18 protein-coding genes and 1 pseudogene are annotated in these 23,595 nt (G+C 57.9%); 10 read left to right on the top strand and 9 right to left on the bottom strand.

Going from position 1 to position 23,595, the window contains the following annotated elements; all coding sequences use genetic code 11:
• Positions 1–327 precede the first annotated feature (327 nt).
• Positions 328–1,947 (top strand): phosphoenolpyruvate carboxykinase (ATP), encoded by a 1,620-nt coding sequence (pckA, locus tag LZU96_RS02195; protein ID WP_233986912.1) that lies wholly within the window; start codon positions 328–330, stop codon positions 1,945–1,947.
• A gap of 37 nt (positions 1,948–1,984) precedes the next feature.
• Here the strand turns inward: pckA and envZ are convergent, their stop codons facing one another.
• Positions 1,985–3,352, bottom strand: coding sequence for a two-component system sensor histidine kinase EnvZ (envZ, locus tag LZU96_RS02190; protein ID WP_233986911.1), 1,368 nt, complete (start codon positions 3,350–3,352; stop codon positions 1,985–1,987).
• Complete coding sequence (gene ompR, locus LZU96_RS02185) at positions 3,349–4,068, bottom strand: two-component system response regulator OmpR (RefSeq protein ID WP_001157751.1); 720 nt, start codon at positions 4,066–4,068, stop codon at positions 3,349–3,351. The genes envZ and ompR overlap by 4 nt, the downstream gene beginning before the upstream one ends.
• A 535-nt stretch (positions 4,069–4,603) precedes the next feature.
• Between ompR and yjbE the strand changes: the two genes are divergently transcribed.
• From yjbE to LZU96_RS02165, 4 genes are all read left to right on the top strand, one after another.
• The gene (yjbE, locus tag LZU96_RS02180; RefSeq protein ID WP_233986909.1) at positions 4,604–4,846 is read left to right on the top strand and encodes an exopolysaccharide production protein YjbE; all 243 of its coding nucleotides are present in this window, start codon (positions 4,604–4,606) and stop codon (positions 4,844–4,846) included.
• Between the two features lie 187 nt (positions 4,847–5,033).
• On the top strand, positions 5,034–5,507 hold the full coding sequence (gene greB / locus LZU96_RS02175; protein WP_233986908.1) for a transcription elongation factor GreB: 474 nt from the start codon (positions 5,034–5,036) through the stop codon (positions 5,505–5,507).
• A gap of 103 nt (positions 5,508–5,610) precedes the next feature.
• Positions 5,611–7,938 carry a Tex family protein gene (locus LZU96_RS02170; protein WP_233986907.1) on the top strand — a complete coding sequence of 776 codons (2,328 nt, stop codon included), beginning with the start codon at positions 5,611–5,613 and terminating at the stop codon, positions 7,936–7,938.
• A gap of 127 nt (positions 7,939–8,065) precedes the next feature.
• Positions 8,066–9,751, top strand: coding sequence for an alpha-amylase family glycosyl hydrolase (locus tag LZU96_RS02165; protein WP_233986906.1), 1,686 nt, complete (start codon positions 8,066–8,068; stop codon positions 9,749–9,751).
• On the opposite strand, the gene LZU96_RS02160 is transcribed toward LZU96_RS02165, so the two are convergent.
• Together LZU96_RS02160 and bioH are read right to left on the bottom strand one after the other, a co-directional pair.
• A complete protein-coding gene (locus LZU96_RS02160; protein WP_233986905.1) occupies positions 9,752–10,021 on the bottom strand; it encodes a YdgH/BhsA/McbA-like domain containing protein in 270 nt (89 codons plus the stop codon).
• Positions 10,022–10,189: 168 nt separating this feature from the next.
• Positions 10,190–10,966 (bottom strand): pimeloyl-ACP methyl ester esterase BioH, encoded by a 777-nt coding sequence (gene bioH / locus LZU96_RS02155; protein WP_233986904.1) that lies wholly within the window; start codon positions 10,964–10,966, stop codon positions 10,190–10,192.
• 34 nt (positions 10,967–11,000) lie between these two features.
• Between bioH and gntX the strand changes: the two genes are divergently transcribed.
• Together gntX and nfuA are read left to right on the top strand one after the other, a co-directional pair.
• Complete coding sequence (gene gntX / locus LZU96_RS02150) at positions 11,001–11,681, top strand: DNA utilization protein GntX (protein WP_233986903.1); 681 nt, start codon at positions 11,001–11,003, stop codon at positions 11,679–11,681.
• A gap of 58 nt (positions 11,682–11,739) precedes the next feature.
• The gene (nfuA, locus tag LZU96_RS02145; protein ID WP_094120218.1) at positions 11,740–12,315 is read left to right on the top strand and encodes a Fe-S biogenesis protein NfuA; all 576 of its coding nucleotides are present in this window, start codon (positions 11,740–11,742) and stop codon (positions 12,313–12,315) included.
• Between the two features lie 39 nt (positions 12,316–12,354).
• Here nfuA and malQ read toward each other — a convergent pair whose 3' ends face one another.
• The 5 genes from malQ to glpE form a co-directional block, all read right to left on the bottom strand.
• Positions 12,355–14,424 carry a 4-alpha-glucanotransferase gene (gene malQ, locus LZU96_RS02140; protein WP_233986902.1) on the bottom strand — a complete coding sequence of 690 codons (2,070 nt, stop codon included), beginning with the start codon at positions 14,422–14,424 and terminating at the stop codon, positions 12,355–12,357.
• 8 nt (positions 14,425–14,432) lie between these two features.
• On the bottom strand, positions 14,433–16,838 hold the full coding sequence (gene malP / locus LZU96_RS02135; protein WP_233986901.1) for a maltodextrin phosphorylase: 2,406 nt from the start codon (positions 16,836–16,838) through the stop codon (positions 14,433–14,435).
• Between the two features lie 158 nt (positions 16,839–16,996).
• Positions 16,997–17,755 (bottom strand): DeoR/GlpR family transcriptional regulator, encoded by a 759-nt coding sequence (locus tag LZU96_RS02130; RefSeq protein ID WP_094120216.1) that lies wholly within the window; start codon positions 17,753–17,755, stop codon positions 16,997–16,999.
• A gap of 41 nt (positions 17,756–17,796) precedes the next feature.
• Positions 17,797–18,618: a rhomboid family intramembrane serine protease GlpG gene (glpG, locus tag LZU96_RS02125; protein WP_233986900.1), complete on the bottom strand. Its 822-nt coding sequence runs from the start codon at positions 18,616–18,618 to the stop codon at positions 17,797–17,799.
• Between the two features lie 29 nt (positions 18,619–18,647).
• The gene (gene glpE / locus LZU96_RS02120) at positions 18,648–18,974 is read right to left on the bottom strand and encodes a thiosulfate sulfurtransferase GlpE (RefSeq protein ID WP_233986899.1); all 327 of its coding nucleotides are present in this window, start codon (positions 18,972–18,974) and stop codon (positions 18,648–18,650) included.
• Between the two features lie 226 nt (positions 18,975–19,200).
• Here glpE and glpD point away from each other — a divergent pair, with 226 nt between their 5' ends.
• The 3 genes and pseudogenes from glpD (at position 19,201) to LZU96_RS02105 (ending at position 23,591) form a co-directional block, all read left to right on the top strand.
• Positions 19,201–20,706 carry a glycerol-3-phosphate dehydrogenase gene (glpD, locus tag LZU96_RS02115; RefSeq protein WP_233986898.1) on the top strand — a complete coding sequence of 502 codons (1,506 nt, stop codon included), beginning with the start codon at positions 19,201–19,203 and terminating at the stop codon, positions 20,704–20,706.
• A gap of 367 nt (positions 20,707–21,073) precedes the next feature.
• Positions 21,074–22,728: pseudogene (gene mdcA, locus LZU96_RS02110) on the top strand (malonate decarboxylase subunit alpha).
• Positions 22,728–23,591 (top strand): triphosphoribosyl-dephospho-CoA synthase, encoded by an 864-nt coding sequence (locus tag LZU96_RS02105; RefSeq protein WP_233986897.1) that lies wholly within the window; start codon positions 22,728–22,730, stop codon positions 23,589–23,591. The pseudogene mdcA and the gene LZU96_RS02105 overlap by 1 nt, the downstream one beginning before the upstream one ends.
• Positions 23,592–23,595: the final 4 nt, after the last annotated feature.

Here is a 23,595-nt window from a genome sequence, read left to right as displayed (position 1 = left end):
TTTCCCTCCCCGCTCCGCCTATCCCCATAATTTTCTTGAAAAATTATCTTTTTTTACTTTCATAACATCTTCAAAACGTTCGAAACATAGTCTTAACGCGCCCTGAGTCGCATTTTTAGATCGCCAGACTTTTTCCCGAAACGCAGAGGAGTAAACTGCGCGCGATCGTGCATCCGCCCATCATCCCGAGGCAGATGCCTGAACCGGCGAGCTATCCGGACGCGGCAAGCTGGCGACGCGCTGTGAATCTTCAGCGAGGGTGCCTGGCGGCACGATCCCAACCTATCTCTGCTTTGCAGAACAGACACCGATTTAAGGAGCAGTAAAATGCGCGTTAACGGCCTGACCTCGCAAGACCTTGCCGCTTTGGGCATCGTGGATACCACGGAAGTGGTCTACAACCCTGATTACGATACGCTGTTTCAGGAAGAGACACGCCCGGACCTCGACGGTTTTGCACGCGGCACCCTGACGCAGAGCGGCGCGATTGCGGTGGATACCGGCATTTTCACCGGGCGATCGCCAAAGGATAAGTACATTGTGCGTGACGACACCACGCGCGATACCCTGTGGTGGAACGATCAGGGCACCGGCAAAAATGACAATCAGCCGCTGTCGCAGGAGACCTGGAACGCGCTGAAAGGCTGCGTCACCCGGCAGCTTTCCGGCAAACGTCTGTTTGTGGTGGATGCCTTCTGCGGTGCCAATGCCGATTCCCGTCTGAGCGTGCGCTTCGTCACTGAGGTTGCCTGGCAGGCGCACTTCGTGAAAAACATGTTTATCCAGCCGGATGAGGCGGAGCTGGCTGGTTTCACGCCCGACTTCGTGGTGATGAACGGCGCGAAATGCACCAACCCGGACTGGCAGGCACAGGGGCTGCATTCAGAGAACTTCGTTGCCTTCAACCTGACCGAGCGTATGCAACTGATCGGCGGCACCTGGTACGGCGGCGAAATGAAGAAAGGGCTGTTTGCCGTCATGAACTACCTGCTGCCGCTGAAAGGTATTGCTTCAATGCACTGTTCCGCCAACGTCGGCAAAGCGGGCGATGTCGCGGTATTCTTTGGCCTCTCCGGCACCGGCAAAACCACGCTCTCTACCGATCCTGATCGTCAGCTGATTGGCGATGATGAGCACGGCTGGGACGACGACGGCGTATTTAACTTTGAAGGCGGCTGCTACGCCAAAACCATCAATCTTTCTGAGCAGGCCGAGCCGGAGATCTACCGGGCGATTCGCCGCAATGCGCTGCTGGAAAACGTGGTGGTGCGCGAAGATGGCAGCGTCGATTACGCCGACGGCAGCAAAACGGAAAATACCCGCGTCTCCTATCCGATTAACCACATCGACAATATTGTGCGGCCGGTCTCTAAAGCGGGCCACGCGAAGAAAGTGATCTTCCTGACCGCCGATGCCTTTGGCGTGCTGCCGCCGGTTTCACGCCTGACGCCTGAACAGACCCAGTACCATTTCCTGTCGGGCTTTACCGCAAAACTGGCAGGCACCGAGCGCGGCGTTACCGAACCAACCCCGACCTTCTCCGCCTGCTTTGGCGCGGCGTTCCTGACGCTGCATCCGACGCAATACGCTGAAGTGCTGGTGAAGCGAATGGAAGCCGCCGGTGCGCAGGCTTATCTGGTTAATACCGGCTGGAACGGCAGCGGCAAACGCATCTCCCTGAAGAATACCCGCGCCATCATCAACGCGATTCTGGCGGGTGAACTGGATGATGCGCCGACCGAAACGCTGCCGATTTTTAATCTGCAGATGCCGGTCAGCCTGGGCGAACTGGATGCCGGGACGCTCGATCCGCGTCGCGGCTGGGAAAGCGAGGAGAAGTGGACCGCGGCCGCCGAAGGTCTGGCGCAGCGGTTTATTGATAATTTCGCCAAATATACCGATAACGAAGCCGGTGCCGCACTGGTGAAAGCCGGTCCGCAACGCTAAAAAATCGGCGCGGTGTTCATGCCGCGCCGTTTTTTTATCAGCCTGAGACGCTGTTACTGCTGGTGTTGTGGCTAAGCGCCAGGGTTTCCGCTAACGGCAGCCAGGCACGAATCCGTAACCCGCCGCGTTCGCTCTCGCCAATCTCCAGCGATCCCTGATGCGCATCGATAATCCGTTGAACAATCGCCAGTCCCAGCCCGGTACCGCTGGTGCTACGGGCGCTGTCACCGCGTACAAACGGCTGGAACAGATGCGCCAGCTGATCCGGCTTGATGCCCGGCCCGTCATCTTCCACCTGAAACCAGGCGCGATGCAGTTCCCGTCCGCTGCTGACCTTGATCCAGCCATTACCGTAACGTGCCGCATTCACCACCAGATTGGCCAGCGCCCGCTTGATCGACAGCGGGTTGATATCCAGCATTAACTCTTCCGGCATCACCGCGTTTTCTATCTCACGTTCATAGCCGCTCTCGGCGGCGACCACCTCACCCAGTACGCTGTTGAGATCGGCCCGCTCGGTCTGCATCTCCTGACCGGTACGCAGGTAGTCGATGAACTGCTCGATAATGGCGTTGCACTCTTCGATATCTTTATTGATCGACTCGGCCAGATAGCCATCCTGCTCGCTCATCATCTCGGTGGCGAGACGAATGCGGGTCAGTGGCGTACGCAGATCGTGGCTGACGCCCGCCATTAACAGCGTGCGATCGTCTGCCAGTTGCTTCACGCCAGCGGCCATCTGGTTAAAGGCGCGCGTCACCGACCGCACCTCCGAGGCGCCATATTCGCGCAGCGGCGGCGGAATAATCCCGCGTCCGACCTGCAGAGCGGCGTGCTCCAGATCCACCAGCGGTCGGTTCTGAATACGGATAAACAGCCAGGCTCCGCCGATCGCCAGCAGCATAATTGCTAGGGTATAGCGGAACAGCGGTGAGAAGTCGCCCTGATGAATTTCGGTCAGCGGCACCCGCACCCAGATGTCCGGTGACAGCCAGGTTTTCAGCCACACCACCGGCGAATTCTTGTTTACTTCAACCCGCACGTCGGTTGGACCACCAAGCTGCTGGCCCATCTGCTCGCTCAGAAATTCATAGTGCTGCGCCCATCGCAATCCGCTCTCCTCTGCTGCTGCATTGGTATAGAGCGAGATCCCCAGTTCGCGGTAGATTTCCCGGCGAAACGCCGGTGGCACTTCCAGCTGCGTGCCATCCTCCAGCTGCAGCCGGTCGGTCATCAGCATACGCACTTCGTAGGCCAGCACCTTATTGAACTGTTGCAGACTGGGAAGAATGGCGAAGTTCAGCACCACCAGGTAGGTCGTGACCAGGCTGACGAACAGCAGGGTCACGATCAACAGCAAGGTGCGGGCAAACGAACTGCGTGGCGAGAAGCGCAGTCGCCTCATGCTTTACTGCCGTCCGGCACAAAGACGTAGCCCAGGCCCCAGACGGTCTGGATATAACGTGGATGCGCCGGGTCCTCTTCCACCATGCGGCGCAGGCGGGAGATCTGGACATCGATCGAACGTTCCATGGCGCTGTATTCACGGCCTCGCGCCAGGTTCATCAGCTTGTCACGCGACAGTGGCTCGCGCGGATGGCTGACCAGCGCTTTCAGCACCGCGAACTCACCGCTGGTGAGCGGCATTGGCTCATCTTCGCGGAACATTTCACGGGTACCGAGGTTAAGTTTGAACTTACCAAAGGCGATAACCGCCTCTTCCTGCGAAGGCGCGCCCGGCAGCTCATTAGCCTGACGACGCAGCACCGCCCGGATACGGGCCAGCAGCTCACGCGGGTTAAAGGGTTTTGGAATGTAGTCATCCGCGCCGATTTCCAGCCCGACAATACGATCCACTTCTTCGCCCTTGGCGGTCACCATAATGATCGGCATCGGGTTGCTCTGGCTGCGCAGACGACGACAGATCGAGAGACCATCTTCGCCTGGCAACATCAGATCGAGCACCATCAGATGAAAAGATTCACGGGTTAACAAACGGTCCATCTGCTCGGCGTTAGCAACACTGCGCACCTGAAAGCCCTGCTCGGTGAGATAGCGTTCAAGCAGTGCACGCAGACGCATATCATCATCGACGACCAGAATTTTGTAGTTCTCTTGCATTTTCAACTCCCAAAGGCGCTATTGCCTGAGCCAACATTGTTAAAAAAAGATGCCTTATAGTGACAGTCATTAATGGTTTATATTCTAGCCAAAATTGTTACAAAGCATATTAAACAGCAGCTTATATTTAATTTACGCGCATCAGGACCGGGATATAACCCTTTTCACCCTGTTAGCAAAGCGTTACGGCAATTCCGAAATTTTGGCGAAATTTCTCTTCATTGCTGGCGTCAGAAGCGCGCCAGCGTTTATTCAGTCAGCAATTTCAGCAGGTTATCAGATAATTTGACTTAAACATCAGCCATCATTATTGATTAGCTCCAGATAATCTACAGCATTGCAAGATTCACAGCATAAAATTCCAGCAAACGGCTTATTGCCGCCTGACTCCTCTCGGATTAATTGGATTCGCCTCATTCGCAAGGCCAGTGAAAATTAAAGTGCGTTAAATCAATCAGTAAAGCCAACTTTTCGCCCCGAATAATTTCAACCAGACTGCTCTGGCATCAATTGACGTCTCAACGGGGATAACACAATGAAAAAAACAATTTTACTGCTCAGCGCGCTGGCATTAGCGAGCGTCAGCCCGGTTTATGCCGCTACCGCTACCGGTGAAGCGGCGGGCGCTCAGGCGACGACCACCGCACAGGGCAACTCAAATGCCATCGGCGTGGGCGCGGTTGCGGCACTGCTCGGCGTAGCGCTGGCTACTGCGGGCGGTGGAGGAGACGGACACGGCAGCACCTCAACCACCACGGCGACGCACGCCGGAAAATAATTTTTACCCTCTGCTCGATTGGCCTCAGCCGCTATTGGCTTCAGAACACACTTTTGCAGCAACCCTTTTCGCCGCCGGGGAAGTCAACGTGGGTTTTTAGACTTTAAAAACCCTTTCCCCGACTCTTTTTTGCCACGCCTCCTTTGCCTTACACTGACGCTCTTTGATTTTTTCTGGCCAGTGCAGCATGAAAACCCGACTGATTACCCGCGAAGGCTTCGATAAGCTGAAAGCAGAACTCGATTACCTGTGGCGTGAAGAGCGACCGGAAGTGACCAAAAAAGTCACCTGGGCCGCCAGCCTCGGCGACCGCAGTGAAAATGCCGATTATCAGTACAATAAAAAGCGCCTGCGTGAAATTGACCGCCGCGTTCGCTATCTGACCAAAAGCCTGGAGCAGTTGCGGATTGTGGATTACTCACCGCAGCAGGATGGCAAAGTCTTCTTTGGTGCCTGGGTCGAAATTGAAAACGATGACGGTGACATCAAGCGCTTCCGCATCGTCGGCTATGATGAGATTTTTGGCCGCAAAGATTACATCTCCATCGACTCGCCAATGGCGCGCGCCCTGCTGAAAAAAGAGGTCGGCGATGCCGCTACCGTTGAGACGCCAGCCGGTCCGGCGCTGTGGTACGTCAACGAAATCCGCTATCAGCAATAGCGATTCAGAATATCGCTGAAAGCCGCCCGCATCTCTGGCAATTTCAACCATCAATCCGTATAACTGTCCGCTATTTCTCAACCCGGAAAGCAAGACAGTCCTGATGATGAAAGTTCTGAGCCAGATAATTGCCAGCGAGCTACAGGCGCGGGCAGAGCAAGTTGACGCCGCCGTTCGCCTGTTGGATGAAGGGAATACCGTGCCGTTTATCGCACGTTATCGTAAAGAGGTCACCGGTGGGCTGGATGATACCCAACTGCGCCAGCTGGAAACCCGCCTCAGCTATCTGCGTGAACTTGAAGAGCGCCGTCAGTCGATTCTGAAGTCGATTGATGAGCAGGGAAAACTCACCGACGACCTCGCGCGCGCCATCAACACTACCCTCAGCAAAACCGAGCTTGAAGATCTCTACCTGCCCTATAAACCGAAACGCCGCACCCGCGGCCAGATCGCGATTGAAGCCGGTCTGGAACCGCTGGCGGAAACGCTGTGGCAGGACCCATCCCACCAGCCGGAGCAGCTGGCTGAACGCTACGTGGATGCGGATAAAGGCGTTGCCGACGTGCGCGCCGCGCTGGACGGTGCCCGCTACATTCTGATGGAGCGTTTCGCCGAAGATGCGACGCTGCTGGCGAAAGTGCGTAACTACCTGTGGAAGAATGCCCATCTGGTCTCCCGCGTGGTGGAAGGCAAAGAGGAAGCCGGGGCCAAGTTCCGCGACTATTTTGATCACCATGAAGCGCTGAGCAGCGTGCCGTCACACCGTGCGCTGGCGATGCTGCGTGGCCGCAATGAAGGTGTACTGCAACTGTCGCTCAACGCCGATCCGCAGTTTGATGAAGCGCCGCGTGAAAGCTATGGCGAAACGCTGATTGCGGAGCACCTCAACCTGCGCCTGAATAATGCCCCGGCCGATAGCTGGCGTAAAGCGGTGGTGAGCTGGACCTGGCGCATTAAGGTGATGCTGCATCTGGAAACCGAGCTGATGGGCACGGTTCGTGAGCGTGCTGAAGATGAAGCGATCAACGTCTTCGCCCGTAACCTGCACGATCTGCTGATGGCGGCACCGGCTGGGATGCGCGCCACCATGGGTCTCGATCCGGGCCTGCGCACCGGCGTCAAAGTGGCGGTAGTGGATGCCACCGGCAAACTGGTGGCGACCGATACCGTCTATCCGCACACCGGCCAGACGGCGAAAGCCGCCGCTGCCGTCGCCGCACTCTGTATCAAGCATCAGGTTGAGCTGGTGGCGATCGGTAACGGCACGGCCTCACGCGAAACCGAGCGTTTCTTCCTCGATCTGCAACAGCAGTTCCCGAAGGTCACGGCGCAGAAAGTGATTGTCAGCGAAGCCGGTGCCTCGGTCTACTCAGCGTCTGAGCTGGCGGCGCTGGAGTTTCCGGATCTCGATGTCTCGCTGCGTGGCGCAGTTTCCATTGCCCGTCGTCTGCAGGACCCGCTGGCGGAGCTGGTGAAGATCGATCCGAAATCGATCGGAGTTGGCCAGTATCAGCATGACGTCAGTCAGAGCCAGTTGGCGAAGAAACTGGATGCGGTGGTGGAAGACTGTGTGAACGCCGTCGGTGTCGATCTGAATACCGCCTCGGTGCCATTGCTGACTCGCGTGGCTGGCCTGACGCGCATGATGGCGCAAAATATTGTCGGCTGGCGTGATGAAAATGGTCGTTTCCAGAATCGTCAGCAGCTGCTGAAAGTCAGCCGTCTCGGCCCGAAAGCCTTTGAACAGTGCGCGGGCTTCCTGCGCATCAACCACGGCGATAACCCGCTGGACGCCTCGACCGTTCACCCGGAAGCCTATCCGGTAGTGGAACGGATTCTGGCTGCCACCGAACAGGCGCTGAGTGATCTGATGGGGAACGCCGGCAGTTTGCGTAACCTGCGCGCCCACGATTTCACCGATGAGCGTTTCGGTTTACCGACCGTCACCGACATTATGAAAGAGCTGGAGAAGCCGGGCCGCGATCCGCGTCCTGAGTTTAAAACCGCGCAGTTTGCCGAAGGCGTCGAGACGCTGAACGATCTGACGCCTGGCATGATTCTGGAAGGCGCGGTGACCAACGTCACTAACTTCGGCGCGTTCGTCGACATCGGCGTGCATCAGGATGGTCTGGTGCATATCTCGTCGCTCTCCGACCGCTTCGTCGAGGATCCGCATCAGGTGGTGAAGGCAGGCGATATCGTTAAAGTGAAGGTGATGGAGGTCGATCTGCCCCGTAAGCGAATTGCCCTGACGATGCGTCTGGATGAGCAGCCCGGTGAAGGCAATGCCCGCGGTGGCGGGAAGAACGCTGCGCCGCGTGACGAGAAGCGCCCGGCAGCCAGTAAAGGACGCGCCCGTCCGGCCAGTCAGCCTGCGGGTAACAGCGCGATGGGTGATGCGCTGGCGGCCGCCTTCGGTAAGAAACGCTAAGTTTTTCAGGGGGACGCCTGTCGTCCCCCTTTCAATCTCGCTCCCTCAGTGGAAAATCCCCGCCATAGCGCTACGCTAGAAAGACGCCTGTCATAAAAACAACACCTGCAGTGGCACCCAACTCACGATGGAAACGATCACCGATCTAATCGATAAGATTTATGCCGGCACTTTTCCTGAGGCAACGCGTACGCAGCTGCTGGCGGATATTGCAGACGCGCGCGATGCCATCAAGCTGCCGCGCAAAGCACACTGGGATGAGCAGGACGTGGTGCTGATCAGCTACGCCGATCAGTTTCGCGAAGCCGATAAGCCAACGCTCAGCACTTTTTCCCGTTTCTATCAGCAGCACCTGCAATCGATTTTCCCGCTGGTGCACCTGCTGCCGTTCTTCCCCTGGTCGTCTGACGATGGCTTCTCGGTGATTGATTATCATCAGGTCGATCCGATCTGTGGCGACTGGCAGGACGTTGCGCGGCTGCATCAGGAAACCCGCCTGATGTTTGATTTCGTCTGTAACCACATGTCGTCGCACAGCGCCTGGTTCCGGCATTTTCTGGCGCAGGACCCCGGCTGGGATGACTTCTTCATCAGTATGCCGCCCGCCACCGATCTCAGCGCGGTGACGCGCCCGCGGACTTCCCCACTGCTGACGCCGTTTCAGATGGCCGATGGCGAGACCCGCTTTATCTGGACCACCTTCAGCGCCGATCAGATTGATCTCAACTTTGCCAATCCGGCGGTGCTGCTGCGCATGGTCAATGTGCTGCTCGACTACCTGAAACGCGGTGCTGATTATGTGCGGCTGGATGCGGTCGGTTACATGTGGAAAACGCCCGGTACCCGCTGTATTCATCTGGAAAAGACACATCAGCTGGTGAAACTGTTCCGCGCAATCGCCGATATTGTCGCGCCCGGTACGGTGATCGTCACCGAGACCAACGTGCCGCATCAGGACAACATCAGCTATCTGGGCAACGGCCACGATGAGGCGCAGATGGTCTATCAGTTCTCCCTGCCGCCGCTGGTGCTGCACGGCATTCATACCGGCTCGGCGCGCGCCTTGCGTCAATGGGCCAGCAGCCTCGATCTCAGCAGTAACGACACCACCTTCTTCAACTTTCTGGCGTCGCACGATGGTATCGGGCTGAACCCGGCACGCGGCATTCTGAGCGAGGTAGAGATTGTGGCGCTGGTGCGCGATCTGGCGCTGGAGGGCGCGCTGGTTTCCTACAAAAATAACCCGGACGGCACGACCAGCCCGTATGAAATCAACGTCACCTATCTGGATGCGTTAAACCGTGAAGCCGACGATGACGCGACCCGCCTGCAGCGCTTTCTGCTGGCACACGCCATCCTGCTGGCCTTTCCTGGCGTGCCGGCTATCTATATTCAAAGCATTCTTGGCTCACGCAACCATTACGATGGCGTGCGGGCAGCGGGTCATAACCGGGCGATTAACCGTCAGAAATACGATCTTGCACAGATTGAGGCGGCGCTGGCAGGAGAAGACTGGCTGCGCCATCAGGTCTATACCCAACTGGGTCAGCTGATACAGCTGCGGCGTCGCCAGCCGGCGTTTCATCCTGACAATCCGATGACGCTTTATGATAGCGAAAACGCACTGCTGGTGATGCGCCGGCATCAGCCAGAAAGTGGCGAGGGATTACTGTGCGTATTTAATCTCAGCGGACGCCCGGTTGAAACCCGGTTGCCGGTGGCGCATAGGCTGCAGGATGTGGTGAGCGGCAGGAAGATTGATGGCACCCAGCCGGTGAGGCTGGATGCCTGGCAGTTTATGTGGCTACGCTAATTATTTATAGACGTCAGCCGTGGCGCTGAATTTACCGTGTTCACGACCGGCGATGACCAGGAAATATTTGCCGCCCTTTTCGTCAGCCAGCTGAGACAGCGCTTTTTTCGCATCCATCGGCGAGGTGGTTTCCGCCGTGGTGTTAACGGTGCCAATCTTCTGCAGGTTCATTGTTTTAACTTCTTCTTTGGTGACTTCTTTCGCTGCCATCGCAGAAAATGAAATCGCGCCCATCATCATTGAAGCCACAACCCATTTAAAAACCTTCATTATGTTTACCCTCATTCATGGTCCATTGTGAGATGTAAGCAACCGCGAAACGCGTAAGGCAGCATGGAACAGCATAGTCGTCCGGGACTAATCACATAAAATTGCAGCGGCCTTGCTCACGAAGAGAAGTATTGCCGCTGCGGCCAGATTTGCCAGTCACCGGCGCAATTAAGTCGGCAAATCGTTGATGAAGTTCATAATATGCTGACAAAACGCCTCAGGATGAGAGATAAACGGCGCGTGGGCCGCCTTGTCGATCACCCACGACGGCGAAGCGGGCAGCGTCTGGTCAAGGCGGGCAGCGATGCTGCGCGGCACCAGGCCATCCAGCGCGCCATACAGTCGCAGAAACGGCAGCGATAGCTGCGGTAACGCGTCGCGCAGATCAACCTGGCGTAAAATTTCCAGCCCGCCATCCAGCACCGCCACCGACGGCATCGGCTGCGACAGCACCACCTCTTTCAGGCGGCGCGCATCGGCCCGGGCGGTCTCTGTTCCCAGCGTCTGCAACGCCAGAAAGCGCTCGACCGTGCGCTGAAAATCGTTACTGAGCAGCTGCTGGAAATTTTGCAGCGTATCGGGTTTGATGCCTGGCCAGTTCTCTGTCGCGGTAAAACAGGGTGAAGAGGCAACGGTAATCAGCGCCCGCAGCCGTTGCGGCGCGGTCAGCGCCAGCTCGGTTGCGACCAGTCCGCCCAGTGACCAGCCGACAACCACCGCCTGCGGAGGCAGCGCAGGCAGCAACTGCTGCGCCATCTCTGCCAGCGACAGCGCGCCAAAGGCCTGGCTGCGACCATAACCGGGCAGATCGACCAGATGCAGACGATAGTGCGGGCTGAGTCGCGGAATAATGCTCTGCCAGACTTCGGCATTCAGTCCCCATCCGTGCAGCAGCACAAGATCAACATTCCCTGTTCCACAGGTGTGCCAGTAAAGCGACGTCATCAGTTACTATCCCGAAAGTGATAAGGAGGTCGCTATGCTATCAATGCCTGCCCTGTGTTGGCTATGCCGGTTACCGTTGCAGATGGCGCAACACGGCCTGTGTACTCCCTGTATGCGCCAGTTGCCCGCTTTGCCGCTGCTCTGCCCACGCTGTGGCCTACCCGCCGCTAACGTGCGGCAGCCCTGCGGACGCTGCCTGCAGAAGCCACCCGCGTGGCAGGCACTGATCTGCGTTAACAGCTATCGCCCGCCGTTCAGCCTGTGGGTGAACCAGCTCAAATTTTCTCGCGTAACCGCACTCAGGGTGATGCTGGCGCGGCTGCTTTTGCTAAGCTGGCTGGATGTCTACCGGCGTGGCAACCTGCCGCGCCCTGACCTGCTACTGTCGGTCCCGCTGCATCGGCGACGACGCTGGCAGCGCGGCTACAATCAGACCGATCTGCTCGCCGCGCCGCTGGCGCACTGGCTGGGTTGTGAGTGGGGAGCCGGATTACACCGTCTGCGACAAGGGGCGCTACAGCATCAGCTGAACGCCCGTCAGCGCCGCAGCAACTTACGCGGTGCTTTCCGCCTTGAAATGGCGGTGCGCGGACGGCATATCGCCCTGCTGGACGATGTGGTCACCACCGGCAGTACCACAGAAGAAATCAGTCGCCTGTTACTGGCGCAGGGCGCGGCCAGCGTGCAGGTCTGGTGCCTGTGCCGTACCTTGTAGAGCGTCATTGATGGGCGTATTATAACCAACTAAATTAGTCAACTATTGAGCAATCGACATGATCCGAATTACTGATTCTGCCCAAGAGCATTTTTCCAGACTGCTATCCAAACAAGAAGATGGCACCCAGATTCGCGTATTCGTGATTAACCCGGGTACGCCAACAGCCGAGTGTGGTGTCTCTTATTGCCCACCTGACGCGGTCGAAGCGACCGATACCGAGCTGAAGTTCGAAAAACTGTCAGCCTACGTGGATGAACTGAGCGCACCTTATCTGGAAGACGCTGAAATCGATTTCGTCACCGATAACCTCGGTTCGCAGCTGACGCTGAAAGCGCCTAACGCCAAAATGCGCAAGGTCTCTGATGATGCGCCGATGGTGGAACGCGTTGAGTATCTGCTGCAGGCGCAGATCAACCCACAGCTGGCGGGCCACGGTGGCCGCGTGTCGCTGATGGAGATCACCGATGACGGTTACGCCATCCTGCAGTTCGGCGGCGGCTGTAACGGCTGTTCCATGATTGACGTCACCCTGAAAGATGGCATCGAGAAAGAGCTGCTGGCCGCCTTCCCGGAACTGAAAGGCGTGCGCGACATCACCGAGCACCAGCGCGGCGAACACTCGTTCTACTGATGACGTCAGCGCGACAGCTCAGCTGTCGCGCTAACCTTCTCAGCCAGGCTTACGCTGCTGGCTGACCGCTTTGAGCAGCTTATTCACTTCCTCGTCAGCAAATATCTCTTCCAGCGTTTTACTCAGTTTGCGCCGCCAGTTGGGGTATTGCTCAACCGTGCCCGGTACATTGACCGGCGTGGTCATCCCGAGCCAGTCCTCTGGCTGCAGGCCGAGTAACGCACTGTCGGTATCGGCCAGGAAGCGATGAATCGCCCGATTCAGCGTCGGCGTCATTGCCAGCTTATCCGCTTTTTTCGGGCTGCGGGCCGGTAGCGCGCCTGCCTGATGCAGCGCATCCAGCAGCGCCTGCTTCTGCTCTGCCCGCTGCTGATGCAGCGCGTTGACCGCATCGCCCGGATAGAGGCCAATCTTCTCCCCCAGCGACAGATCGCCCTGCTGCCAGAAACCGGTCAGCGTCGGCAGATCATGGGTACTGGCGCTGGCAATTGACTGCCGCGGATAGTCCGCTGGCGCACGATAACTGCCGTTTTTTTCCTGCTCGAACCACAGCACCTTCCACGAAAACACCCCGCTTTTGCGCAGCAGGCTGACGATCTCTTTTGGTACGGTGCCGAGATCTTCTCCGATCACCATGCAGCGCAGCCGATGGCTCTCCAGCGCCAGAATGCCGAGCAGATCATCGACCGGATAAGCCACGTAGGCCCCTTTATCCGCCGTTTCACCGGCGGGCACCCACCACAGACGCAGCAGTGACATCACATGGTCGATACGCAACGCGCCGCAATCACGCATGTTGGCGCGCAGCATGTCGATGAATGGCTGATAGCCGCGCGCCTGCATCACATGCGGGTCCATCGGCGGTAAGCCCCAGTTCTGGCCTAACGGACCCAGGCGATCGGGCGGTGCGCCAATCGACGCCTGCAGACGATAGAGCTCCGGATCGTGCCAGGTTTCGGCGCTGCCTTCCGCCACGCCGACGGCCAGATCGCGGTAAAGCCCGACGCTCATCCCCAGCGCCTGACTGCGCGCCCAGCAGTGAGAAAACTGCTGCTGCGCCAGCCATTGCAGCCACTGCCAGAAGGCGATCTCCTCTTCATGCCGCTCACACCAGCGCTGCACCTCCGGCAACTGGCTGTTGCGCCAGCCTTCCGGCCAGGCGGGCCAGCCCCAGTGCTGTGCATTGCCTGCTCGCCGCTCAAGTTGTATGCCGTCATAGGCTGCCTGATAACGCAGGCTGTCGCCGCCTTCGCGCACAAAAGCGGACCACGACTGTTTATCGTCGCTCTCCGCATCCCGCGCCTGGAAGTGTTCCCAGGCGAGGCGTAACGCGGCCAGTTTGAGCGCCATCACCGCCTCATAATCAACCAGCTCCGCCTCACGCACTTTACTCAGCGCCCGCTGCGTTTTAGCGCTTTTCCACCACTTCTGCGCCGCCGGGCTTTGCTGGAAATCGACCACCTGAGCGACGTCGATGTAGATAACGTTCAGCCAGCGACGTGATGACGGACTGTAAGGACTGGCGAAATCGGCACTGGCCGGATAGAGCGCATGCAGGGGATTGAGCCCGACGAAATCGCCGCCGCGCGCCGCCAGCTGCTCCAGCAGGATTTGCAGATCGCCAAAATCACCGATGCCCCAGTTCTGCGCCGAACGCACCGTGTAGAGCTGTACCAGCGCGCCCCAGCGCCTCTCGCCCGCTTCCAGCGCCGGCGGCAGATAGCAGCGGCGCGGAGTGACAATAATGCGGGTCTGCCACTGCTTTTTTCCTTTGCTGAGCGTCAGCTGGTGATAGCCCTGCGCCAGCGGACCCGGCAGCGTAAAAGGTTCGCCAGCGGTCAGTTCCCCGCTGAGCTGTTTGCCGTTTTCGGTTTGCAACTGCCAGTGATAAACCCCGCTGCCCTGCGGGGTAAGCTGACGTTTACCGCTGCCGCTGAACACCGCGACCGGCGGCAGTGGCGCCTTCATTGCGTCATGCGGATCGCCCATCACCGCCAGCAACGCGCGTTTGGTGTCGTCGCTGATCGCCTCTTTTTCGCCGTTAACGTTGATGTAATCCAGCGAAATACCGGCCGCCCGGGCGGCCTGATCAAGTGAGTTCTGTTTCATGCTGCTCCTTAGCGTGCTGCCTGCCAGATACGTTGCTGATAATCACGAATGGCGCGATCCGAGCTGAACATGCCGGTTCGCGCGGTGTTAAGGATGGCGGCGCGCGTCCAGCGCTGCGGGTCGCGCCATAGCGCTTCCACCCGTTGTTGCGCCTCGATGTAGGCCTGATAATCTGCCAGCACCAGCCAGGGATCGCCGTTTTTGGTCAGGCTCGCCAGCATCAGGTCAAACGCCTGTTTGTCCCCGTCGCTGAACTTACCCTTCTCCAGCGATTTGAGTATCGCGTCGAGCGCCTTATTCTGCTTGCGCACTTTTTTCGGGTTATAACCGGCCGCTTTCAGGGCTTTCACCTCATCAGCGTGATGCCCGAAGATGAAAATATTCTCCTCGCCGACCTGTTCGGCGATTTCGACATTGGCCCCGTCCAGCGTGCCGATGGTCAGCGCGCCGTTCAGCGCCAGCTTCATATTGCCGGTGCCGGAGGCTTCATAGCCGGCAGTGGAAATCTGCTCAGACAAGTCCGCCGCCGGGATGATCAACTCCGCCACGGTGATACGGTAATCGGGAATAAACACCACTTTGAGTCTGTCGCCGACCCGCGGATCGTTGTTGACCACTTCCGCCACTTTATTGATAGCGTAAATAATATTTTTCGCGAGGTAATAGCCCGGCGCCGCTTTGGCACCAAACAGAAAGACCCGCGGAATAAAGTGCGCATCTTCCGGGTTATTCAGCAGGGTCTGATAGCAGTGCAGGATATGCAGCAGGCTGAGATGCTGGCGTTTGTACTCATGTAAACGCTTGATCTGCACGTCGAACATCGCCGTCGGATTGACAATAATACCGGTGCGCTGCGCAATGTAGTCGGTCAGCCGCGCTTTGTTCTGCTGCTTGATGCTGTGATAACGCTGGCAAAACGCCGGATCGTCGGCATAGGCCTCCAGCCCTTTAAGCGCATCGAGGTTGCTGGCCCATTCTCCCTCAAGCGTCTCATCAATCAGCGACGCCAGCGCCGGATTACACTGCTTCAGCCAGCGGCGCGGAGTAATCCCGTTGGTGACGTTGTGAAATTTATGCGGCCATAGCTGGTAATACTCCGGGAACAGATCGGTAATCACCAGCCGGGAGTGCAGCGCTGCTACGCCGTTAACCGCGAAACCGCTGACCACGCAGAGATTCGCCATACGCACTTCGCCGTCAGCCACCACCGCCAGCTTGTGCCAGAGCGCTTTGTCATCCGGCCAGCGCTGCTTCACCTGCTTCTTCAGCCGCTGATTGATCTCTTTAATAATCAGCATGTGACGCGGCAGCAGGCTGCGCAGCAGTTTTTCATCCCAGCGCTCCAGCGCTTCGGGCATCAGCGTGTGGTTGGTGTAAGCGAACAACCGGCTGGTGATATGCCAGGCCTCATCCCAGCTCAGTTGATGCTCGTCCAGCAACCGTCGCAGCATCTCCGGAATGGCGATGGTGGGATGGGTATCGTTGAGCTGAATCACTTCGTAATCGGGCAGGCTGTGGATGCTGCGCCCCGCCTGATGATGGCGGCGCAGGATGTCAGCGACCGCACAGGCGCACTGGAAATATTGCTGCATCAGCCGCAGCCGTTTGCCCGCCAGGTGATTATCGTTGGGATAGAGCACCTTAGTCAGTTTGGCCGCGTCAATGCCGGGCTGCTCCGCCTGCAAAAACTCCCCGTTGTTAAAGCGGGTCAGATCGAAAGGATGAGCACTGGTCGCCTGCCACAAACGCAGCGGCAGCGTAGTGCCATTGCGGTAACCGGTCACCGGCAGATCCCACGCCTCGCCGCGCAGAAAGAAATCGGGTTGCCAGCGGACGCCGCCCTGCTCCAGCTTCACCACGCTGCCGCCCATCGCCACCTCAACATCCAGTGCCGCATTGTGGCGGAACCACGGATAGCGGTCACGCTGCCAGTCGTCGGGCGCTTCAATCTGATGTCCCTGATGAAAGGACTGGCGGAACAGGCCGTACTGATAGTTGAGTCCGTGTCCGGTGGCAGACTGACCCACCGTTGCCATCGAGTCCATGTAGCAGGCCGCCAGCCGCCCCAGCCCGCCGTTGCCAAGCGCCGGATCGACCTCCTGCTCCAGCAGCTCGGTTAAATCGATCTGCTGCTCAGCCAGCAGCGCCTTCACCTCGTCATACCAGCCCAGATTGATCAGATTGTTGCCGGTCAGACGGCCGATCAGAAACTCCATCGACAGGTAATTGACGTGGCGCTGGCGCTCCGAGACGCGCGGCGACGGTTGCGCCGCCAGCAATTCTGCCAGCGCCGCGCTAATCGCCTGCCACCACTGGTGCGTTGTCATCTGTTGTGCGGAGGTGAGACCTGAGTGTTGCCATTGACGGGTTAATGCGGCGTTAAAACGGGCTTTATTGAATTTCTGCTGCGGCATATCACTCCCTTCTGTTACGCAATGAGGTGAAGCACAAAATAGCAAGCGCACGGGCTGGCAACAGGCTGCCAGCGACGTGTTAAGTAAAGACGGGAGTGAAGAAAAAAGCGACAGCGATCAAAGAAAAACGCCAGCGGAATGGCTGGCGGCGGGGAGAATCAGCAGAGTTCGAGATGGACCTCATGCTGCTCAATCACTTTCATCACGCTGGCTGGCGGCGTTTTATCGGTGTAGAGATGATCCAGCAGGCTCATATTGCCGAGGTTAACCATCGCGTTACGGCCAAATTTAGAGTGGTCTGCCACCAGCATCACACAGCGTGAGTTTTCGATGATGGCGCGCTTGGTCCGCACTTCGTGATAGTCGAACTCCAGCAGGGAGCCATCCATATCGATACCGCTGATGCCGAGAATGCCGTAATCCAGGCGGAACTGAGAGATAAAGTCGAGCGTGGCTTCGCCCATCACCGCCCCGTCACGAGTCCGCACTTCGCCACCGGCAATGATCACCCGAAAATCGGGTTTACCCATCAGCAGCATCGCCACGTTCAGGTTGTTGGTGACCACCCGCAGATCGTTATGATTCAGCAGCGCGTGGGCCACCGCTTCCGGCGTGGTGCCGATATCGATAAACAGCGTGGCGCCATCCGGGATCTGGCTGGCCACCCGCTGCGCAATGCGCGCCTTTTCCGCTGACAACATCATTTTACGATCGTGCCAGGCGGTGTTTTCAGAACTGGAGGGAAGCGCCGCGCCGCCGTGATGGCGCTGAATTTTATTCTGGTCAGCCAGATCGTTCAGATCGCGACGAATGGTCTGCGGACTGACCTCGAAATGATCCACCAGCTCCTCAGTACTGACATATCCCTGACGTCGGACTAAATCGATAATCGCGTCATGACGTTGCGTCTGCTTCACGTTCCTCTCCTGTTTACTCGCTTATTCCTGCTATGCCACAACTAACGGCGCGTGATTTTTCGCGTATCGACCAGCGCCATGGCTAAGCCGACCACCAGACCGGCGACGTGCGCCGCGTTGGCGATCGCCAGGCCAAACACGCCAAACCAGCCAATCACCAACCAGACCAGGGCAAAACCGATCAGGCCGCGTTCCAGATAGATGCCGCTGTCGGGATCGCGTTCGCCGCGCAGCCAGCAATAGCCCATCAGGGCATAGACCACGCCCGACAGACCGCCAAACCAGATACCGCTGAACTTTGCCTGCATCCAGCCGCTGAGCAGCGCGGAGATCAGCATAATCACAAACAGTTTCCCGCTGCCGAGCCGCTTCTCTACCGCCCCGCCCAGATACCACCACCACATCAGGTTGAACAGGATGTGCAGCAGTGAAAAGTGCAGCAGCGCATGGCTGAACCAGCGCCATACCTCAAGATGCTGATCGGCATCCGGCCACGCCAGCCAGTACATCACGGTACGATCGCCCAGAATCTGCATCAGAATAAACACCGCGATACAGAGCAGCATCACCGTCATGGTCAGCGGGCCGGCGCGCTCGCGGATATTGGCCCAGATGTTGCTGCGCTCATAGCGCAAGCCGCTGTCGGTCTTGCCGCTGTGCCAGCTCGCGGCCTGGTAGCGCGGATGGTTCGGATCGCTGACGAACTGCTGAAGTTCGTTTTCGACCATCGAAAGCTGGCTTTCCTCATCCAGCATGATGACGTAATGGTTTTCACGTTCAATACGCAGCGTGACGCCGCGCGTTGCCATGTAGTCAACAAACGCCTGCGCCATTCGCGGCTGGCTAAATTGGGTAATGCGCATCAGTAACTCTCCATGTGACGAGCGGCAATTTATTCGCTGCCGTGAGCAACCTGCTGAGGAAACGCGGCACGCCAGGCGTCGAAGCCGCCATCAATGCTGTACGCCGCGCTGAAACCCTGTTCCAGCAGATACTGGGCAGCACCTTTACTGCTGTTGCCGTGATAACACATTACCAGCACCGGCAGGCTGTGGTCTGCACCGGCAACCACCGCGCTGAGGTTGCTGTTGGTCAGATGCAGTGCACCGGTGGCGTGACCAAGGGCAAAACTTTGCGGGTCACGGATATCGACCAGCAGCGCACCCTGCGTCAGATGGTCCTGCGCCTGCTGCACATTAATACATTCAAACGTTTCCATGGTCTCTCTCATACATCGTCACAATGGCGCCTAGTGTAACCCGAGAATCAGCGCCGATAACCTGACAATCATTGCGGCTTTGTATTTTTTTCACGGGCAGAATGTTAGCTATATCACGCAAAAATGTTTTTACCGGGTTAAAAGCTGGCATCAATGTTGGTTTGCGATTATGATTATGCTCGAAAACGAACATTAATGAACTATTCCGAACATCGGAGGAGATGACGTGGAAACCAAAGACCTGATCGTGATCGGCGGCGGCATCAACGGTGCCGGCATTGCAGCAGATGCTGCAGGACGCGGACTGTCGGTGCTGATGCTGGAGGCGCGGGACCTGGCTTGCGCGACCTCTTCCGCCAGTTCAAAACTGATTCACGGTGGCCTGCGCTACCTGGAACATTACGAATTTCGTCTGGTGAGCGAAGCGCTGGCCGAACGTGAAGTGCTGCTGAGAATGGCACCGCATATCGCGTTCCCGATGCGCTTCCGTCTGCCCCATCGTCCGCATCTGCGTCCGGCGTGGATGATCCGCACCGGCCTGTTTATGTATGACCATCTGGGTAAGCGTACCAGCCTGCCGGGCAGTAAGAGTTTGCGTTTTGGCGCGGATTCGGCCCTGAAGCCAGAAATCACGCGCGGATTCGAATACTCAGACTGCTGGGTCGACGATGCTCGCATGGTGGTACTGAATGCGCAGGAAGTGGTGAAGCGTGGCGGTGAAGTGCGTACCCGCACCCGCGTTAACCGCGCCTGGCGTGAAGGTGGCATGTGGATGGTTGAAGCGGAAGATGTCGACAGCGGCAAGACCTATACCTGGCGTGCCAAAGGCCTGGTCAACGCGGCGGGTCCGTGGGTCAAACAGCTGTTTGACGACGGTCTGAAGTTAAAATCGCCGTATGGTATTCGCCTGATCAAAGGCAGCCACATCGTGGTGCCGCGCGTGCATACCGAGAAGCAGGCGTACATTCTGCAGAACGAAGATAACCGTATCGTGTTTGTTATCCCGTGGATGGATGAATTTTCTATCATCGGTACCACCGACGTGGAGTACAAAGGCGATCCGAAAAACGTGCATATCGACGACAGCGAGACCGACTATCTGCTGAAAGTGTTCAACGGTCACTTTAAAAAGCAGCTGACCGCTGATGACATTGTCTGGTCCTATTCCGGTGTTCGTCCGCTGTGTGACGATGAATCAGATTCACCGCAGGCGATTACCCGTGATTACACGCTGGATGTGCGTGACGATAACGGTCAGGCACCGCTGCTGTCGGTGTTCGGCGGCAAGCTGACCACTTACCGTAAGCTGGCGGAACATGCGCTGGAGAAGCTGGCGAAGTACTACCCGAATGCCGGTCCGGCCTGGACGAAGAACTGCGTGCTGCCGGGCGGCAATATTTCCGGCACCCGCGAAGATTACGCCGCCAGCCTGCGCCGCCGCTATCCGTTCATCAGCGAAAACATGGCGCGCCACTTTGCCCGCACTTACGGCAGCAATACCGAAACGCTGCTGGCCGGTGCGAAGAGCCTGGACGATCTGGGCGAGAACTTCGGTCATGAGTTTTATGAAGCCGAGTTACGTTACCTGGTGCAGCATGAATGGGTGCGTGAAGTAGAGGATGCGATCTGGCGTCGTACCAAGCAGGGCATGTGGCTGAGCAAAGAGCAGCAGGCCCGCGTGGCAGAATGGCTGGCGCAGAAAGCGAAACCCGCCCTGTCGCTGGCGTCATAATCTGACGATACCGCATCAGAAAGCAGGCTCCGGCCTGCTTTTTTTATCCGCGCAGCACAGGCCAGGATGGTTTTACTGCGTCTGCGTCGCCCCCACGCTTCGCTAGCAGACTTTTTATTTTTACCGCCACTTATTTATTTATTATGCGACTCCCACACCATTCTTTACACGGAATACCCGTTCTCCATTCAGATATTTCCTGAGCGCCTAAACTCAAATCTTTCTGTTTCGCTTATCAAAACGGTCATCTCTTATTGTTACTGTAAATCTAACGTTCAGGCTTTTTGCTTAATTGAACCACCGATCAAGAAAGTAGAGACTTCTCTTAGCAAAACGACATATCCGTTATTTTAATCAGGAGGTTGAAATGAACACAGGCCAAACGCCTGCCCGGGAATGGAACACACGCCGCAGTGAAAAAGCGCGGCGTCTGGCTTCTTTTCCTGTTGATGGCAAAGTCATTCCTACTGAAAGAGCCGTTGAAGCATTCGAAAAACTGATTGCACCGGGTGATCGCGTGGTGCTGGAAGGGAACAACCAGAAACAGGCTGATTTCTTATCACGCACGCTGGCTGAGGTGAATCCGGCCAAAATCCACGACCTGCACATGATTATGCCAAGCGTCGGTCGCAGCGAGCATCTGGATATTTTCGAGAAAGGCATTGCCCGAAAATCGACTTCTCTTTTTCCGGTCCGCAAAGCCTGCGTATTTCTCAGCTGTTAGAAGATGGCCAGCTGGAAATCGGCGCCATCCATACCTATATCGAACTCTATTCCCGTCTCTACGTCGATCTCAGCCCGAACGTCGCGCTGATTGCCGGTTATAAAGCGGACCGCAAAGGTAATCTTTATACCGGTCCAAGTACGGAAGATACCCCTGCGCTGGTGGAAGCCGCCGCGTTTCGTGACGGTATCGTGATTGCCCAGGTCAATGAACTGGTCGATGACGAAACCGACCTGCCACGCGTCGATATCCCTGGCTCCTGGATCGACTACATCGTGGTGGCAGACAAACCGTTCTTTATCGAACCGCTGTTTACCCGCGATCCGCGCCTGATCAAGCAGGAACATATCCTGATGGCGATGATGGCGATCAAAGGCATCTACGCCGAGCATCAGGTGCAGTCGCTTAACCACGGCATCGGTTTTAATACCGCCGCGATTGAGCTACTGCTGCCGACCTACGGTGAACAGCTCGGCCTGAAAGGCAAAATCTGTAAACACTGGACGCTGAATCCGCATCCAACGCTGATCCCGGCCATCGAGAGCGGCTGGGTTGAGAGCGTGCACTGCTTCGGCGGCGAGCTGGGTATGGAAGAGTACATTCGCGCCCGTCCCGACATCTTCTTCACCGGCAGCGACGGCTCGATGCGTTCTAACCGCGCCTTCTGTCAGCTGGCCGGTCAGTACGCGGTCGATATGTTTATCGGCGCCACTCTGCAGGTTGATGGGCTGGCAAACTCTTCGACCGTTACCCGTGGTCGCCTGTCAGGCTTCGGCGGTGCGCCTAACATGGGACACGATCCCCACGGCCGACGTCATGCCTCGCCTGCCTGGCTCAATATGATCACCGAGCCGGACCCAATGCAGCGCGGGAAAAAACTGGTGGTGCAGATGGTGGAAACCTTCCAGGCCGGGGCAAAACCAACCTTCGTTGAAACCCTGGATGCCGTTGAAGTGGCGAAATCGACCGGTATGCCGCTGGCCCCGGTGATGATTTATGGCGATGACGTTACCCATGTGTTGACCGAAGAGGGGATTGCCTATCTCTATCGTGCTGAAAGCCTTGAAGAGCGCCGCGCGATGGTCGCTGCGGTAGCCGGCATCACCGATATCGGTCTTGGCGTCGATGCGGCGCGCGTCGCTGCGCTGCGTAAAAGCGGCAAAGTGGTCTATCCGGAAGATATGGGCATCCGTCGCTCCGATGCGACGCGCTCACTGCTGGCCGCCAGCAGCGTCTCTGACCTGGTGGAATGGTCGGGCGGTCTTTATAACCCACCCGCTAAATTCCGGAGCTGGTAATGAAACTCCTGTCGCAGACTCAACCCGAGGCGCAGGCCAGCCGGCTGGCGATGACAGCGCGCGATTGTCTGACCGACGAAGCGCGGCTGAGTCCAAAGCCGGGTCTGGTCGACAGCCGGGGAAACGGCGCGCATCTCGATTTAACGCTTGCCCTGATGGAGCGTTCCGCCGAGAGCCTGGTACCGACCTTCCTGGCGCTGGCCCGGCAGAGCTGGATGCGCCCGGCCGATATCGCCCTGCGCGAAACGGTGGGACGTCTGGGACGGGAAGGCGAGCAGCAGATGATGGCGGCCACCGGCGGCGTGAATACTCACCGTGGCGCGATCTGGGCGCTGGGCCTGCTGGTCAGCGCGGCGGCGATGCACGGCGGTGAAGCCAGTGCCGATCAGCTGACCCGTACCGCAGCGACGCTGGCGAGTCTGCCCGACCGGGCGGCACCGAAACTGTTCAGCAAGGGGCTGAAAGCGAGCCACCGCTATCAGGTGCCCGGCGCGCGTGAGGAGGCACAACAGGCGTTTCCACACGTGATGAAACGGGCGTTGCCGCAGCTGTTGCGCAGCCGGGCCGCCGGTGCCCGCGAAAGCGAAGCCCGCCTGGACGCACTGATGGCGATTATGACCTCGCTCAGCGATACCTGCGTGCTGTCACGCGCCGGCATGACCGGACTGGAAACCATGCAGCGCGGCGCCCGCGCGGTGCTGCTGGCCGGTGGTTGCCGCACCGCTGAAGGTCAGGCCGCCCTCGCCCGTCTGGATCACCGCATGCTGGCGCTGAACGCCTCGCCAGGCGGTGCCGCCGATTTGCTGGCCGCGACGCTGTTTGTCGACCGGATCTCTCCGGCCGCCCACCACTCTTTTAATTAGAGGT

The organism is Pantoea agglomerans (assembly GCF_021397715.1).
Classification (GTDB): domain Bacteria; phylum Pseudomonadota; class Gammaproteobacteria; order Enterobacterales; family Enterobacteriaceae; genus Pantoea; species Pantoea astica.
The sequence above is the reverse complement of the archived record's forward strand: the minus strand, read 5'-3'. Positions and strand labels throughout refer to the sequence as shown.

What these genes read in the sequence shown, in the direction of transcription:
- LZU96_RS02105 (WP_233986897.1), top strand. Translation starts at nt 22,728, where the DNA reads ATGAAACTCCTGTCGCAGACTCAACCCGAGGCGCAGGCCAGCCGGCTG.
- malP (WP_233986901.1), bottom strand. Translation starts at nt 16,838, where the DNA reads ATGCCGCAGCAGAAATTCAATAAAGCCCGTTTTAACGCCGCATTAACC.
- pckA (WP_233986912.1), top strand. Translation starts at nt 328, where the DNA reads ATGCGCGTTAACGGCCTGACCTCGCAAGACCTTGCCGCTTTGGGCATC.
- LZU96_RS02165 (WP_233986906.1), top strand. Translation starts at nt 8,066, where the DNA reads ATGGAAACGATCACCGATCTAATCGATAAGATTTATGCCGGCACTTTT.
- LZU96_RS02170 (WP_233986907.1), top strand. Translation starts at nt 5,611, where the DNA reads ATGATGAAAGTTCTGAGCCAGATAATTGCCAGCGAGCTACAGGCGCGG.
- nfuA (WP_094120218.1), top strand. Translation starts at nt 11,740, where the DNA reads ATGATCCGAATTACTGATTCTGCCCAAGAGCATTTTTCCAGACTGCTA.
- glpE (WP_233986899.1), bottom strand. Translation starts at nt 18,974, where the DNA reads ATGGAAACGTTTGAATGTATTAATGTGCAGCAGGCGCAGGACCATCTG.
- LZU96_RS02160 (WP_233986905.1), bottom strand. Translation starts at nt 10,021, where the DNA reads ATGAAGGTTTTTAAATGGGTTGTGGCTTCAATGATGATGGGCGCGATT.
- envZ (WP_233986911.1), bottom strand. Translation starts at nt 3,352, where the DNA reads ATGAGGCGACTGCGCTTCTCGCCACGCAGTTCGTTTGCCCGCACCTTG.
- glpG (WP_233986900.1), bottom strand. Translation starts at nt 18,618, where the DNA reads ATGCGCATTACCCAATTTAGCCAGCCGCGAATGGCGCAGGCGTTTGTT.
- bioH (WP_233986904.1), bottom strand. Translation starts at nt 10,966, where the DNA reads ATGACGTCGCTTTACTGGCACACCTGTGGAACAGGGAATGTTGATCTT.
- gntX (WP_233986903.1), top strand. Translation starts at nt 11,001, where the DNA reads ATGCTATCAATGCCTGCCCTGTGTTGGCTATGCCGGTTACCGTTGCAG.
- ompR (WP_001157751.1), bottom strand. Translation starts at nt 4,068, where the DNA reads ATGCAAGAGAACTACAAAATTCTGGTCGTCGATGATGATATGCGTCTG.
- yjbE (WP_233986909.1), top strand. Translation starts at nt 4,604, where the DNA reads ATGAAAAAAACAATTTTACTGCTCAGCGCGCTGGCATTAGCGAGCGTC.
- greB (WP_233986908.1), top strand. Translation starts at nt 5,034, where the DNA reads ATGAAAACCCGACTGATTACCCGCGAAGGCTTCGATAAGCTGAAAGCA.
- malQ (WP_233986902.1), bottom strand. Translation starts at nt 14,424, where the DNA reads ATGAAACAGAACTCACTTGATCAGGCCGCCCGGGCGGCCGGTATTTCG.